The 15,489-nt window shown below is 44.2% G+C and carries 15 protein-coding genes; 9 read left to right on the forward strand and 6 right to left on the reverse strand.

Annotated elements, in window-relative coordinates:
• Positions 1 to 20: 20 nt before the first annotated feature.
• Positions 21 to 1,010: a LacI family DNA-binding transcriptional regulator gene (locus DFP75_RS11555; protein WP_110575786.1), complete on the reverse strand. Its 990-nt coding sequence runs from the start codon at positions 1,008 to 1,010 to the stop codon at positions 21 to 23.
• A gap of 160 nt (positions 1,011 to 1,170) precedes the next feature.
• On the opposite strand from DFP75_RS11555, the gene DFP75_RS11560 reads away from it, so the two are divergent.
• The gene (locus DFP75_RS11560) at positions 1,171 to 1,458 is read left to right on the forward strand and encodes an HlyU family transcriptional regulator (protein WP_110575788.1); all 288 of its coding nucleotides are present in this window, start codon (positions 1,171 to 1,173) and stop codon (positions 1,456 to 1,458) included.
• Between the two features lie 18 nt (positions 1,459 to 1,476).
• Entirely contained in the window at positions 1,477 to 2,487 is a 1,011-nt protein-coding gene (locus DFP75_RS11565; RefSeq protein ID WP_110575790.1) for an alpha/beta hydrolase, read from the forward strand.
• 1 nt (position 2,488) lies between these two features.
• On the opposite strand, the gene DFP75_RS11570 is transcribed toward DFP75_RS11565, so the two are convergent.
• Positions 2,489 to 3,322 (reverse strand): SDR family NAD(P)-dependent oxidoreductase, encoded by an 834-nt coding sequence (locus DFP75_RS11570; RefSeq protein WP_110575791.1) that lies wholly within the window; start codon positions 3,320 to 3,322, stop codon positions 2,489 to 2,491.
• A 154-nt stretch (positions 3,323 to 3,476) separates the two neighbouring features.
• Between DFP75_RS11570 and DFP75_RS11575 the strand changes: the two genes are divergently transcribed.
• The 5 genes from DFP75_RS11575 to DFP75_RS11595 all read left to right on the forward strand — a co-directional run bounded on the left by DFP75_RS11575 (position 3,477) and on the right by DFP75_RS11595 (position 8,969).
• Complete coding sequence (locus DFP75_RS11575; RefSeq protein WP_110575793.1) at positions 3,477 to 5,099, forward strand: methyl-accepting chemotaxis protein; 1,623 nt, start codon at positions 3,477 to 3,479, stop codon at positions 5,097 to 5,099.
• A gap of 196 nt (positions 5,100 to 5,295) precedes the next feature.
• Positions 5,296 to 5,967, forward strand: coding sequence for a TetR/AcrR family transcriptional regulator (locus DFP75_RS11580; protein ID WP_110575796.1), 672 nt, complete (start codon positions 5,296 to 5,298; stop codon positions 5,965 to 5,967).
• Complete coding sequence (locus tag DFP75_RS11585; RefSeq protein ID WP_110575798.1) at positions 5,964 to 6,911, forward strand: HlyD family secretion protein; 948 nt, start codon at positions 5,964 to 5,966, stop codon at positions 6,909 to 6,911. Before DFP75_RS11580 ends, DFP75_RS11585 begins: the two co-directional genes overlap by 4 nt.
• Positions 6,908 to 7,849 (forward strand): ABC transporter ATP-binding protein, encoded by a 942-nt coding sequence (locus DFP75_RS11590; RefSeq protein WP_110575800.1) that lies wholly within the window; start codon positions 6,908 to 6,910, stop codon positions 7,847 to 7,849. Before DFP75_RS11585 ends, DFP75_RS11590 begins: the two co-directional genes overlap by 4 nt.
• Complete coding sequence (locus tag DFP75_RS11595) at positions 7,839 to 8,969, forward strand: ABC transporter permease (protein WP_110575802.1); 1,131 nt, start codon at positions 7,839 to 7,841, stop codon at positions 8,967 to 8,969. Before DFP75_RS11590 ends, DFP75_RS11595 begins: the two co-directional genes overlap by 11 nt.
• A 21-nt stretch (positions 8,970 to 8,990) precedes the next feature.
• Here the strand turns inward: DFP75_RS11595 and DFP75_RS11600 are convergent, their stop codons facing one another.
• Both DFP75_RS11600 and DFP75_RS11605 read right to left on the reverse strand, forming a co-directional pair.
• Positions 8,991 to 9,761 carry a helix-turn-helix transcriptional regulator gene (locus tag DFP75_RS11600; protein WP_110575804.1) on the reverse strand — a complete coding sequence of 257 codons (771 nt, stop codon included), beginning with the start codon at positions 9,759 to 9,761 and terminating at the stop codon, positions 8,991 to 8,993.
• Between the two features lie 23 nt (positions 9,762 to 9,784).
• The gene (locus DFP75_RS11605; RefSeq protein WP_110575805.1) at positions 9,785 to 10,318 is read right to left on the reverse strand and encodes a YbhB/YbcL family Raf kinase inhibitor-like protein; all 534 of its coding nucleotides are present in this window, start codon (positions 10,316 to 10,318) and stop codon (positions 9,785 to 9,787) included.
• 283 nt (positions 10,319 to 10,601) lie between these two features.
• On the opposite strand from DFP75_RS11605, the gene DFP75_RS11610 reads away from it, so the two are divergent.
• Positions 10,602 to 11,483 carry an MBL fold metallo-hydrolase gene (locus tag DFP75_RS11610; RefSeq protein WP_110575807.1) on the forward strand — a complete coding sequence of 294 codons (882 nt, stop codon included), beginning with the start codon at positions 10,602 to 10,604 and terminating at the stop codon, positions 11,481 to 11,483.
• Between the two features lie 86 nt (positions 11,484 to 11,569).
• Here DFP75_RS11610 and DFP75_RS11615 read toward each other — a convergent pair whose 3' ends face one another.
• Positions 11,570 to 13,666: a hypothetical protein gene (locus tag DFP75_RS11615; protein ID WP_110575808.1), complete on the reverse strand. Its 2,097-nt coding sequence runs from the start codon at positions 13,664 to 13,666 to the stop codon at positions 11,570 to 11,572.
• A 215-nt stretch (positions 13,667 to 13,881) separates the two neighbouring features.
• Between DFP75_RS11615 and DFP75_RS11620 the strand changes: the two genes are divergently transcribed.
• Positions 13,882 to 14,226: a cupin domain-containing protein gene (locus tag DFP75_RS11620; RefSeq protein ID WP_110575810.1), complete on the forward strand. Its 345-nt coding sequence runs from the start codon at positions 13,882 to 13,884 to the stop codon at positions 14,224 to 14,226.
• Positions 14,227 to 14,281: 55 nt separating this feature from the next.
• On the opposite strand, the gene DFP75_RS11625 is transcribed toward DFP75_RS11620, so the two are convergent.
• On the reverse strand, positions 14,282 to 15,466 hold the full coding sequence (locus DFP75_RS11625; protein ID WP_110575812.1) for an amidohydrolase: 1,185 nt from the start codon (positions 15,464 to 15,466) through the stop codon (positions 14,282 to 14,284).
• Positions 15,467 to 15,489 lie beyond the last annotated feature (23 nt).

The raw sequence follows: 15,489 nt of genomic DNA on the forward strand, positions 1-15,489 counted from the left end.
TTACAGTATGGATGTTTGACCTAAGCTGATTGGCGAACGATTAGCTCTGGGAAAAAGCTGTTTTTTACAGGAAATTGAATATCATAAACACGGTTTAAAAGCAGGTATGCTGTGGCTTCAGCCATATCGTATAGCGGCAATTTTATGGTGGTAATACTTGGGGAATAATACTTAGACATATCAAGGTCATCAAAACCTATGATTGCGATATCTTCAGGGACCTTAATACCTTGCTCAGCACATACATGCAGTGCTCCCATCGCCATAACATCATTAGCAAAAAAGATTGCCGTTGGCCTATCTTCACGCTCTAAAATAGATTGCATATGAGTCATACCGGAATTTGCACTAAAGTTGCCTTCGAGTTGAAAATACAGATTTAAACCCGCATTTTGCAGCGCTTTTTGACAACCTAAATATCGCTGATTAGCATCATGCTTCCATAGTGGACCAGTAACTGTCGCAATTTTTCGATGACCTTTATCAATAAGATATTGGGTCGCCATTTCACCACCCGCAAAGTTATCAAAAGAAATAACATGATCATCACCACCTGGAAAAGTCTGGTTCAAAACAAAGACAGGACAGCGTAAATTAATCTGTGATATTTCCTCTTCTGATAAAAAATTAGTAATAATAACTAATGCATCGACTTGACGCTTAATCAAAAACTCAACCGCATCACGCTCTCCCTCCAACGAGCCATTGCCACTGGCGATAATGACATGACGATCGCCGCCACGTAGGGCCTTTTCAACACCACTTGCCGCCGGTCCGTAGTAGGCAGTATCGATACGAGACGCCACCAAACCAATGGTATAAGTTTTATTACTGGCAAGAGATCTAGCCGCCTGATTAGGGCTATAAGATAGTGTCTTAATCGCCTCTAATACACGAGATTTCGTCTCATCTTTAACTGGAACCACACCACTTAACACTCGGGAAACTGTAGCTTTTGACACACCCGCTAGGGTTGCAACTTGGCTAATCGTACTCATCGCTTTTTTCAAACTAATATCCTAAGAAAAAGAAACGTCAAAAAGTTAGTATACTTCGACAGAAGGATTATCCTGTGGTAATTCTGTAATCGATAGAAATAAATAATACGACGGTGTTTGACTATTACAATAAATCCCCGAAAAATAGAGAAAAGTATAGGAGAATGTATTAATGGGTATCTTATCTAGCCTTAAAGGGCTATTTGCTGGCGGCGAAAGCGCACCAGAAAAAACAGAAGACGTCGTAGAGCACAAAGGCTTTTCAATTGTACCAGCACCAATGAAAGATGGCGGTCAATACCGAATAGCGGCAACCATTACCAAAGGTGAAGGCGACGAGCAAAAAGTACACAATTTCATTCGCTCAGATTTAATGCCAAACCGTGACGAGTGTATTGAGATTACATTACGCAAAGCCAAGCTTACGATTGACCAACTTGGCGATAGTATTTTCAAATAATTGATAAATAAGGCAATTATGAGCGCACCAATAGGACAACACTGGAAACTGATTAATGACTGTGAAGACCTATTAGGTGCCGACTTTAGAGCACGCACCTTTGCCTTTGCTGGGCCAAAAACACAAGTACACACAACTCTAATTAATCACCTTGGTAACCCATCGGCAACCAAAGCCATATTATACGTACATGGCTATACGGATTATTTTTTTCAAGCCGGATTAGCCGAGCATTTTATTCAACTTGGCTATCGTTTCTATGCGATTGATCTTCAAGGCTACGGACGCTCTATTCGCCCTTCGACACCGCCGAATTGGTGCGAGTCCCTTGAGCAATACGGGCAAGATTTAGACATTGCACTGGCTACGATGAAAGCAGATGGGGTGGACGATGTTGTCATTTTAGGACACTCAACAGGCGGACTTGTCGTCTCCACTTATTTAGCTCAGCCTTATGCTTTACCAGAACGAGAAAGTTACTATCAAAAAGCCTTTCCAACTATTAGCGGCTTAATTTTAAACAGCCCATTTTTGGCTCTCCCTTTCCCTCCTGCGGTGCTTAAGCGCGTTAGCTGGCCTATTCGAATCCTAGTATCATTGTTGCCTTTTTCTTATTTACGCGCCAAGAAGTTCACGCTTTATGCCAAAACAATACACTGTGCATTTGGTGGTGAATGGGATTACCGGTTAGATTGGAAACCTGCGCAAGGTTTTGATTTATCCTTCCATTGGCTAAGAGAAATTATTATTGCGCAGAGAAACTTATCCAATCAGCGCATCACAATTCCAACCTTGCTGTGTCGCTCAGACAGCAGCACCATCGGCAAAAAAACCGTTCAGGAAACTCAACAAGGCGATGCGGTGTTAGACATTGACAGTATGCAAGCCGCCGCAGATAAAACCTTTAGCAACCTATCAAATGCTGTCATACCGCAAGGCTTTCACGACCTTTACTTATCCCAACCACCAGCCAGAACGGCCTACTTATCGGCAATGACAAGCTGGCTGGAAACACAAGATAACACCTAGATTAAGCGCCTTGACGTCGCATCACCCAATCTAACAAACAGGTTGGCAATACACGCTTCATAATAACGGCACCATACGTTGGTAAGGTTACGTAATAACGGGCTTTCGGACGTGGCGACTCTAGTGCATGAATCAACTTATCCACTACAGCGCTGGCTGGCAAGGTTTGTGATGACGTCACACCCTCTTTACTCAGGCGAGCAATCGCCTCTTCATAGCCAGCCTGATGACGACTGCTTTGCATATCAATATTGTTTTGCAAAGCCACCAAAGCATTCGCTCTAAAGCGACTTTCAATAGGGCCTGGTTCAATTAAGCTAACTTTAATTGGAGTATCTGCTAACTCCAAGCGCATCGTGTCTGTTAAGCCTTCTAAGGCAAATTTGCTCGCGTTGTAAGCACCACGGAATGGCGCAGCGACCAAACCAAGCACAGAGCTGTTATTCACAATACGGCCGAAACCTTGCGCTAACATGATTTTTAGTACTTTGGTTGTGAGTTCATGAGTACCAAAGAAATTACACTCAAACTGCGCTCTTAACGCATCAACGGGTAAATCTTCTACGGCCCCAGGTTGACCGTAAGCGCCATTATTAAACAAAGCAAAAAGCTGACCGTTAGTGATGGTCAGTGTTTCTTGCAAGCCCTTTTCTATAGAAGCGGAATCCGCTAAATCCAACTGTACAACGTGTTTTATGCCCTTTGCTTTCAAGCTCTCTACGTCTTCTTGCTTACGGCAGCTTGCCACTACGATGAAATCACGCTCTTGGAGCATTTTTGCGGCCTCAAGGCCGATCCCTGATGAACAGCCAGTGATAAGTACAGAGTATTGCATTGCGATTCCTTTTGATGAGAAACAGTCGTTTTTAGATGTTAACAAAATGTCAGGCAAAGTGCCTTTACCTTGATTTCAATCACAGTCAGCAAGATCCCTTAGGCTCATAATCATTTCTTATAAAGCGAATAACGACTCAGTGAGGGAATACTAAATGAATCTTAGTTCTATCAAAGTAAGCTATAAGCTCTGGGCACTAATAAGTGCTTTGGTAATGCTCCTCGTCATATTCAGTGCTATTGCCTATAGCGAACTCCATAGTGAATTGCTAAACGCTCGACAGCTACAAGTGAAAGAGCAAGTCGATAATGCCTACTCCCTCGTAGAATATTACGGCGATCAAGCGTCTATCATTGGCGAAGAGCAAGCCAAAAAATCCGCTTTAGCGGCAATTGCTGCCCTGCGTTTTGGAAAGGATGGCTATTTTTGGGTTAATGATATGAACGCAAAACTGCTCATGCACCCTTTCAAACCTGAAATAACAGGTAAAGACATGTCGACAGTCACCGACGTCAATGGCTTTCATCATTGGCAAGAAATGGTTTCTGTGGTGCAAAAGAAGGGCGAAGGCTATGTCCATTACGCCTATAAAGGCCCACAAGTTTCACAGCCTGAAGACAAGGTCTCTTACGTAAAAGGCTACAAACCATGGGGATGGGTCATCGGCAGCGGTGTACTGTTTAGCGATGTAAAAACGATCTTTTGGAGTGCTGCACAAAAATCAGCTGCGATTGAGTTCATTCTTATACTTCTTGCCTTACTTGCGAGTGTCACCATTGTTCGAAACATCACACGTCCACTGAAGTCCGTCACTGAACATCTTCAACACATCTCGGATGGTGATCTCACTAAGCAATTAGATATGCAACGTGGAGATGAAATTGGCATTTTAGCCAATGCCGCAAACCATGTATCGGTTTCACTAAATGATACCCTGTTGGAAGTTGATCATGCCATTACCGAGCTGCAAGCCGTTTGCGTACAAATGCAAAGCAACAGCCTACACACGAAGGAAGGCATGGATCACCAATTCCAAGAAGTCGAAATGCTTGCCACTGCAATGAATGAAATGTCTTATTCCATTCGTGACGTCGCGCAGCACGCCAAAGACACAGCTGAGGCTACGCAGACAGTACAAAACATCACCCGTCAGAGCAGCCAAGATTTGGATGCCACTAACGCAGACATTCAAAGCCTAACCAAGAATATCGAAGGAGCAAATGACGTCATCATTAAGCTGCTTGAGCAAACAGGCGACATTGACTCTGTATTAGGTGTGATTGGTGATATCTCTGAACAAACCAACTTACTTGCTTTAAATGCGGCCATCGAAGCCGCACGAGCTGGTGAACTAGGTCGCGGATTTGCCGTTGTCGCCGATGAAGTCCGCTCCCTAGCCAGCCGAACTCAAGGCTCCACTGTTGAAATTCGTACTATTATCGAAAAGCTTCAACACCAATCAAAAGAAGCCTCTACGTCCATGGCAGCCAGTACAGCACAAGCTGAACGCGGTGCAGACATAATGCATGATGCCGCCGAAAAATTGAAAAATATGCTGGGGCAAGTTGATGATGTCTCCGTCCGCAGTCATCAGATTGCTTCTGCGGCAGAACAACAGGGCACCGTTGCTGAAGAAATGAATCACAATATCATGGGCATTCGAGAGGTCTCTGAAAAAGTCCTCGAAGATTCTCAACAAGTATCCGAAGGTAGCACCATGATTGCCAAAATGACTGACGACTTAAGCAAAAAAATCAAACAATTTCAGTTTTCTTGATTCTCCCACCCAACCAATAAAAAAGAGATGGGTAAAAATACTCATCTCTTTTTTTGCAAGTCCATAACTAGCACAAATCAAATCCGCATTTAAACAAATCCCCCACTTAATACTATTTTGAGGAATTATCTTAATAACTTATTGGGACTAAATAGCCTATATTCATCAGTAGATGAATTAATAGTTGGAACCAATAATGACTACTCGAATAGGTCGCCCTAAACAATCTAACAAGCATCAAGATTCAGCTCGCGGTCATTTAATTACTGCCGCCAAGCGCTGTTTCTCCGAACAGGGTTTCGACAAGGTATCAACACGTAAAATTGCTCTTTCAGCAGGCGTTGATGCCGCGATGATTCGTTATTACTTTGGCTCCAAAGCGGGGTTATTTGAAGCGGTAATAGAAGAAACCTTGGCACCAGTAATTGAACAATTCCAAGTCGATATAGACCCAAATACAACCCCCGATCCATTACGGCTGATGCAGACTTATTATCGTATGATCGCCAACAACCCCATGCTGCCAAAATTGATTTTGCCAGTCATCAGCCAACAAGATAACCCTCAAGCCTTTGGCATTGTTACAGGCATTATTGACAATATTTTAAAACGTTCCGAAAAATGGATAGAGGCATTTGAACAGCAAAAACACATTAACCCCAACCTTAATCCAGCATGGCTTCGTCTTAGCTTTGTCAGCTTAATGATTTTTCCAATACTGGCACCTAAATATCTTCAGCAACAACTTGGGGTCGAACTCAAAGAAGACTGTCTATTAAGTCTTGCAGATCACAATCAAACATTGCTAGAGCAAGGCCTCTTTGCATTTCAGTCAGCCTCTAACAAGAAAAAAGGTGAGCATGAATGAAAGTACATCACATTCTACTATCCGCACTGCTAGTAACATTACTGACGGCTTGCCAATCAGAAGAGTCGACTTATGCCATGGGCAATATTGAGCGCAATAGAATTATCTTGTCAGCTCCCGCTGCTGAGCAGATCGTCATAGTTAATGTCAATGAAGGGCAACAAGTCTCCCAAGGCGACATTTTGTTGAAACTAGACACTCGCAGCTTTGATGCATTAATAGCACAACGAGAAGCAGAACTTGCCCAAGCCAATGCAGCCCTCAGCGTCCTAACAGCAGGCACACGACCTGAACAGTTAAGTGCGTCTTTAGCTGCATTAAAAGCCACCCTGGCCGCCAGTAAAGAAGCGGAACTCAAGTACCAACGCATTGAAAAACTCTATAAAAGCAATGTCGTTGGCAAAGCCGATTTCGATACAGCCAAGGCGACTAGAGACAGCAACAAAGCTAAAGCGCAGCAAGCCCATGACCAATGGTTAGAATTAAAAAATGGTGCCCGTGAGGAAGATATCGCTCAGTCCAATGCTAAAGTACAAGCTGCCCAAGCCGCCCTTGCATGGCAAACTAAAGCTCGCGAAGATCTCACTATCACAGCCCCCATTGACGGAACAATTGATACGCTACCTTGGCACGTGGGCGACCGTATTAGCGCCGACACGCAGTTAATTAGTTTGCTGTCTTCTGATCACCCTTATGCCAGAGTCTATTTACCGGCCAGCGCATTAACCAAGATAAAAACGGGCGATGCGATTAACGTGTTTGCCGATGGCATCGAAGCACCTATACAAGGCCGTGTACGAAATATCCGCTCACAGCCTGCTTATACACCATTTTATGCACTTAACGAACGAGATAGAGCTCGACTAATGTACCTAACAGATATCGACCTCATCGACGCCGAAAAACTGCCCACAGGCTTGGCGGTTGAGGTACGTTTACCATGACCTCCAACAATTCAGAGCAAATAGAATACGCCATCGAAGCCAAGGGACTGAGCAAACGCTTTGGCGAGAACATTGCCGTAAATAAGCTCGATTTAAAAATTCCCAAAGGCAGTATTTATGGCTTTCTTGGTCCCAATGGCTGCGGAAAATCCACTAGCATTCGCCTGCTTACTGGATTATTAGAAGCCAGCGAAGGTGACGTCACTATTTTGGGCAAACCACTACAAGGCCACGAAGAGTCGCTAAAAACACGCATCGGTTACATGACGCAAAAATTTTCCCTATATGACAATCTCACAGTACGAGAGAACCTGGATTTTGTTGGCGCTATTTATGGCTTTGCTGGAAAACGTAAAAAAGCCCGTATCGAAGAATTGCTTGCATTGTATGATCTAGAAAAACAAACCAAACAATTCGCAGGTTCCATGAGCGGTGGACAAAAACAACGCCTTGCGCTCGCCTGTGCCACCTTGCACTCCCCTGAGTTACTCTTTCTCGATGAGCCAACCTCAGCGGTTGATCCAGAAAATCGTCGCGAGTTCTGGGAAAGATTGTTTGACCTGTGCGCTGCAGGCACCACCATTTTGGTGTCCACCCATTATATGGATGAAGCTGAGCGGTGCCATGCATTAGCGATTATGGAAGAAGGAAATAAACGTGCTGATGGCTCACCGCAAGCCTTAATGGAGTCAATGTCAGCCACTGTGGTGGAAGTCAGCGGCAATAAGTTAAGGCAGCTTAAACAGACATTAACTGATCACCCAGACATTCTCAGTGCTGCACAAATCGGTGCCCACCTTAGAGTCTTGGTGAAGAAAAAAGTACACGATCCTCTGCTCTTCATATCTGAACTCAGCAATGGCAGAGAAAGCATATTAGCTCGCCCTAGTCTTGAAGACGTTTTTGTCACCTGCACTGGAGAACGCTATGTGGATTAGAGTGTATGCCATCTTCATCAAAGAACTAAAGCAGCTGTCACGAGACAGAATGACCTTCGGCATGATTATCATGATACCTCTGGTACAACTTATGCTATTTGGCTATGCAATTAATACCGACGCTAGACACATTCCTGTCGGTCTTGTCGATCTCAGCCAGACGGCAGAAAGCAGAGCTGTGGAGCAAGCCTTGGTGGCCACGCAATCCGTTGACTTTATTGCTCGGTATCGCTCCATAAAAGAGGCTGAAGTTGCAATCACCCAGGGTGAAATAAGGGCCGCTCTTTACCTGCCAAGCGATATGACTCGTCGTCTATTCAATCACCCGCTCTACGATCATAAACAGCTAGATTCAGCACTTACTTTGCCAATAGGTCAATGGATAGTAGACGGCTCGGATACGGTCATTGCCTCCACCATTCGAGCGCTGCGCAATATGCCATTGGACGAAGTGGCAAACCATACTGCGACTCGCACCGCACCAAGCTTCGAAGTGGTGCAATACTTCAATCCAGAACAAAGAACCGTGGTGAATATCGTTCCTGGTTTGGTGGCCGTTATTCTGACCATGACAATGATTTTATTCACCTCCGCTGCCATTGTTCGAGAACACGAACATGGCAACATGGAATTTCTCATTACCACGCCAGTACGATCAATGGAGTTGATGATAGGAAAAATTGCGCCCTATGTTTTAGTTGGACTATTACAAGTCGCCATTATTTTAAGCGTGGGTCATTGGATGTTTTCAGTACCAATACAGGGTAGTTTTTTATCACTGCTAGGTGGTTCCATTCTGTTTATTTTTGCCAGTTTAACCCTTGGGTTGGTGCTTTCTACCATTGCCAAAACGCAATTGCAGGCAACACAAATGACAATCTTCATTCTCTTGCCATCAATACTACTATCGGGATTTATGTTTCCTTATGATGCCATGCCGGTCGCCGCCCAGTGGATTGCCGAAGCCCTGCCCGTCACGCATTTCATGCGCATGATCCGCGCCATCGCTTTACGCGACGCCAGCCTGCTTTTATTAGGCAAAGATGCTCTATGGCTAGGATTGTTTACCATAGGAGGAATCATCATTGCATCGTTACGCTTCAAGAAGAAACTAGGGTAATTTTTCATTCAAAGACAGCTCTTAAAGTGTCTTTATGTATTCACTTGGTGTTATTCCGAATGACTTGTAAAAACGCTGACTGAAGCGCTCTTGAGACTGGTAACCGCAACGAACGGCAATGTCTATTTGCTGTCGATATCCTTGTTGCATCAAACTAATCGCATGATTCATTCGCACACGAGTTAACAGCGTTCTAAACTGTGTATTTTCGTCTTTTAAACGACGAATCAATGTTGCTCGACTCACTGAAAAATGCGCAGCAACTTGATCCAATTGATAACCTTGCCATGGCGTTTGTTGCAACAGTTCAGTCACTTTTTGCGCAAAAGGCACAAAATGCCCATCAAAGAGTAGATGTAACTTCCCTACTTCGGCCAGTTGTTGGTAAAAACCATTTAACCAATACGCTTGAGTCGTTTCACTCAATCCATCCGTATCCAATTCAAACAAAAAATCGAGACTCGCCATCAAAGATCGACTGGGTTTTAAGCTTGGCGTTCGCTGAGCATTCACTGTGATACTAAGCTCTATCATCGCTTCTGGAGGCGGCCGTTGAAAACTCATCTGTGCTGACAAAAAACGCTCTTTGCTTGGCTCATTTTCAAACGTCAGTTGTTGTCCTGCTTTCGTTAATAACAAGGTAGAAGAATCAAACTCCAACACATCATCTTGCCAAAATAAGCGCTTGCGCCCTGAACGAATTTTGAAAAGGCTAGGAGTAAGAATGGCCACATTGCGCAGTCGCTGTGTTTGCAAACCATACATTTGACTGATTTTAAAAGCAGGACGCATTTTTACTCCTAATAGGTGATCGATTAACGATTATAAGGTGCGACCAAGATAGCCTTACCAATTGCCATACTGCGGACCGTGAAACCTGCTAACGCAGCTGAAGCATCAGCATTTAAATCCAGCTTCTCCACAGGCAACGCCCAAACAGTAAACTGATAACGATGCATATTATCGCCCTTCGGTGGGCAGAAACCACCAAAACCAACACTGCCGTAATCTGATTTCAGCTCTGTCGCACCAAGTTTGGTTACATCTGCACCTTGAGCCAAAGACGTCACAGAAGCCGGAATATTAAACGCTGACCAATGCCACCAGCCACTACCGGACGGCGCATCTGGATCGTACACGGTAATAGCGAAGCTCTTCGTCTCCTTAGGTGGATCCGTCCAGGCTAATTGAGGAGATTTATTCTCTCCATCACAACCAAAACTATTAAATTCAAACGCCTGTGGGATTTTCTGCCCTTCTTGAATGTCTTGGCTTGTTAGCTCAAACGCATTGCTGCTCATGGAGACCAATCCGCTTAACGCTGCCGTTATAAGAAATACTCTTTTCATGTTTTTCACCTTACTGTTTCAACCTTTAAAGTCGTTATAGTAAAGAGCTCAGACAGCATAAACCCGACCAAGAGTATCTTATTTCAAACAATAATCACTTATTTGATACTTTTCGTAATAAGACACTGTTTTTTCATTTTTTCAAACAAGGACAGAGCAGACAAGAGTTAAGTTTTACATCAACAGGGCTAAAAAATATCTTTTAAATATATCGACACTCAATTATATTAGATATAACTAATATTAAGACATCTTTGACTCAACAACTTCAACGAGGCAAAAAATGACTACTGACTCTCTCTTCCAGCCCAGTGTTGTCGCGTTTTTTGATAAAGACTCCAGTACTTTTTCCTATGTGGTGAAAGACCCAGCCTCTTCTAGCTGCGCCATCATCGATAGCGTATTGGATTTTGACTATGCCTCTGGCGGTACTTCACACAAAGGCGCTGACGCCATCATTGAATACGTCACCACGCACAAGTTAAAAGTGGAATGGCTAATCGAAACACATGTTCACGCAGATCACCTTTCTGCTGCACCCTATATCCAGAAAAAATTGGGTGGCAAAATTGCAATTGGCAAACACATCACCACAGTGCAAGAGACCTTTGCCAAAGTCTTTAACGAAGGCGCTGACTTCTTGCATGACGGCTCTCAATTTGACTTTCTATTCGAAGATGGCGAGCAATTTTATATTGGTGAAATGCAATGCACAGCGATTCACACCCCGGGCCACACACCAGCTTGTTTCACCCATGTTTTAGGTGATGCGGTTTTTGTTGGTGATACTTTATTTATGCCAGATGCTGGCACGGCACGTGCAGACTTCCCCGGTGGAGACGCTGGCGTGCTATACGATTCCGTACAAAAAATATTGGCACTTCCTGAAGAGTACAGAATCTTCATGTGCCATGACTACTGCCCGAATGGTCGTGAGTTGAAATACCAAACCACAGTAAAAGAACAGCGTGAATTAAATATCCACGTGAAAGAAAGTATCAGCAAAAAAACCTTTGTTGAACTGCGTGAAACTCGCGATAAAACCTTGGCCATGCCTCGCCTGATTTTACCGGCGTTACAAATCAACATGCGAGCAGGACACATGCCGAAACCAGAAGACAATGGGTTGTCTTATCTAAAAATTCCATTGAATGCGTTTAAATAAGACTCATTAAACAACTCTACAAGTACACTAGAATGGTAGGTGGCTCAGATGGCACACCTACCCTAATTATCGCGTTTACCTATAAATTACAATCGAGTGTAGCGATAAAGTGTCTTGTACCCATCATCGTGTAGGCAATAAAAGCTGTTCTCTTTCGCTCCCAGAATCTGACAAGCAAAATCAACTTCTTCCTGTTGTTCCCATTCGCTATCGCAGCTACTACGGTACTGGCTCTCGCTACCAGTTTCTTCGATCATACTGAAAGCATACTGCCATTCGAAACGGCTTTCGTAAATATTACAGCTGTTTACTTCATCCTGATCAACAAATATCCCCTCGCCACCTTCATTAAAGGTTTCAACACCGGCCGCGACCCACTCACACTGCTCGTTTAGGTACTCTACATTGAAGCTGTTTAGCAAATCCTTACGCTGAATATTTTTGAAATTTGATACGTCTTTAAAATACATAGACCAATTACTTTCATAGCCTTTGTCATTAAAGCCTTCTTGAATATTTAAGTTAAATGGCAAGCTAGTAAGTGCCGCTGAGACAGTGTACAGATCGGTACAATCTTGACCCATGTTGGCGCCTAGTCGCCCTATATTCATGGTCAAATCACCTAACTTGGTGCTGTCAACGGCGATGGCAGCCATGCCATTTTGAGTCACTTCTTCCGTTACTAACTGCTCAGCAATTTGCTGACTTTTCTCACCAGTGTAAGCGACTAAATGCTTACCCTTAATCGCCACGAACGCATCAATCGGCAAGCCGCTGTCAGCTAGATTTACCGCACTTCCGTCGGTTGGAATCTGTATACCGCGAAGCATAGGGATATACTGAGCGGCAAGTGCAGCCAATACGTCTGGCTTATCGCTGGTCAGAGTCGCAATAGCATCGTATTTCACGCCTATTTGGCTGCTCTCATCTTTTGCAAGATCAAAGATACCAGCACTCACACCCGATAAACCTTGCGCCATGCTGGTAAATACAGAAAGTGCGGCAGGGTTCTGTTCACGCAATTTTGCTTGCGCTTTTAGTAATGGTTCACAGCTAAAGTCAGCTGTTGTGAATTGTTTCCACAAGCTGGTTAAAACAGGCGATAACGCATCAGATGAGACACCGACACCAACGCCAAGAGCCAAATCGTTACTGGCATTCAAATAGCTTGGAATAAACCCGCGTAATTTGTTTAGCTCACCGAGAATATTGGCATCTTTAATTTCTAATGCGTAAGAAAAGTCCAGTGCCATATCGTCACCCTGAACGTCATAGCGGTTAACACCAAACACAAGGCGAGGCACACCAGACACAATATTGACGATGTCTGCTTTACATTGCATTTGTGCAGCACTCAATTCTGGCAAGTCATCACCCGCCAATGCTTTTACTTGTTTGTGAGCGCGAGAATTTTTATCTAAGATCGCATTCGCGATGTTCTGTAGACTAATATAACCATGGGAAGCAGCTAAGAAATTATAAGCCTCACCATCGTTCTTCCAACTGTCCGCCGGCATTGACAGCGCAGGCTTCGATAAGGCGAAACGTTGCTCCTGCTCAACTTTGCTCTCTTTCGCCGATATCACAGCCGCGGTAAGCACGTTATCCTTGATCATAAAGCCTAGCTTCAGCACGATGCCATCTTCATTTACTAATTCAACGGTGGTTAACGCTTGACCACCTACCGTTTCAGAGCCAAGGGTAACGCCCGTTTCTTGTGCAGCTTGCTTTATCAAGCTCAAAAACGTTTCTTCATTTTCTAACGCGATGCGCGCAACAGGAAAAACCCCATCCAGATAAATAACACTCGCGCCTTCAATATCAAGACCGTAATGCTGGTATATTTCTAAGCCACCATTGTGGGCGACATCGTAGTAGTCTTTCACCAACCAAGAAACAAGGTCCAAGCCCTTGCTAGGTTGCAAAGACCCAAGCAACTCCATCATCACTTCTGCGTCACCGTTATCTTTAAGCTGCGCCATAAGCTCATCAGAGCTGGTGATAAGTTCTTCATTCGAGACGCCACCTAAAAAAAGTGCCGTGTCAGCAGGGACATATTCAATCATGCTGTCGATCGAATTGTCTTTTTGGAACCAGCCAAAAACATCCAAGTTAAAGCCAAACGCTGCACTGGAAGACAGGCAAACCGCAACAGCCGCCGATTTAAAAAACATTCCTTTCATTGTGAATCCTTCAAAATGAGCACTTATCAAAATGCGTTAAATGATTTGTAAAATCATATATTAAAAACGCATTAATTTTAGCGCTAAACAGGATGAAGAGCCACGGCTGTTATTCATAACTGTTTAGAGGCATTTATGACGTAAACAGACAAACTCGCCACACACCACCACCCTACAATGGTTTTCCTTTAACTTATCTAGAATCCGGAGCGACTATGTCTGACTTTATCACCGTGATGCGTGAAACCTGCCCAACTCCTGTGGTAAACGCCACAAAATGGACTCGCATTGGTGGCGATCCACATACTGTCAATCTAAACGCTTATCTTTCAGCAGACGGCAGCAAAATCATGGGTACTTGGATCTGTACTCCTGGTAAATTTGAAGTGAACTACGACAAATGGGAATTTTGTCATTTCCTAGAAGGTTACTGCATCATCACCCCAGAAGGCGAAGAGCCAAAGCATTTAAAAGCCGGTGACGTGTTCGTCATCGAACCTGGCATGAAAGGTACTTGGGAAGTGGTTGAAACCGTTCGTAAATACTTTGTGTTTGCTTAAGTAGCACTTCAACGTAGTCATGAACAAACAACTCGTAATAGATACCAGCCAATAGTCACGTCCATCGGCTGGTATCTATTGCACTATCGACAGACAGCCCATTCAACTGGCGAATAATATCCAGAAACAAATCACGACCAACGGGAAGCAAACTATCTGGGAAATCGTAATCAGGATTGTGTAATTGCGGGCTAGCTTGCCCAGCGCCCAAGGCAAACATAGCGCCTTCTTTTGCGGTTGCGGTAAACTGACCGAAATCTTCTGACCAACGCATTGGCTCATCCAACAACACAAAAGGCGTTTGGGTATTATCACAAGCACAGACGACCAAATCACAACCCTGTTGAGTATTAACGCTGGCTTGAAACACATCATCGTATTCAAACGAAATGCTTAAATTTTCGGTCTTAGCCACCGTTTGAGACAATCGCTCGGCTTCCTCAATTAAAATTTGCATCGCTTCATTGGTTTCACTACGCAACGTCGCCATGATCACCGCATCACCCGGCGCTGTGCCAAAAGCAATTTCGCCCAATTTGGCATGAATAACCGTTACCCAATTTCGCCCTGCGGCCACTTGTTGCGGAATCTTTGCTGGCAGTGAATTCAGTTCTTGAATAATTTTGCACAGGGCATTGGCAGGACTGACGCCATTTTCAGGATGCGCCGCGTGGGAAGTTTTGCCTTTTAGATGGATAATCATCCCCCGAGACGCACAATTAAACGTGCCTGCTCGTACGGCAACCTTACCCAGTTCTAAACCAGGGTAATTATGCAAAGCAAAAGCATAATCTGGAATAAGGTTAACAAAGCGCACATCGTTTACGACTTGAATCGCTCCCATGCCCGTTTCTTCTGCAGGTTGAAAACACAGCACGACCCGTCCTTTCTTAGGACGATGTTTCGCCAATTCCGCACCCAGCGCGGTCACAATACTCATGTGACCATCGTGACCGCATTTATGAGAAACACCATTCACTTTTGAGCGATGTGCAAAGCTATTGGCTTCTTCAATCGGTAAAGCATCCAGCTCGCTACGAATCAAAGTCGTTGGACCACTTTCAGAACCATTGAATACAAACGCCAGCCCCGTTCCGCCAAGATCAGTAATCACGTCATCCGGCGAGAAAGCTTGAAACTCTTCGAGAATTCGGGCCGCCGTGGCTTGCTCTTGATTAGACAGCTCAGGGTTCTGGTGAAGGGTTTTACGAAATGCGATTAGCTCATCAAAAGATTGCATAATTGGTCCTGTGGCTTGGATAC

The organism is Marinomonas alcarazii, from assembly GCF_003208215.1.
GTDB classification, from domain to species: Bacteria; Pseudomonadota; Gammaproteobacteria; order Pseudomonadales; family Marinomonadaceae; genus Marinomonas; species Marinomonas alcarazii.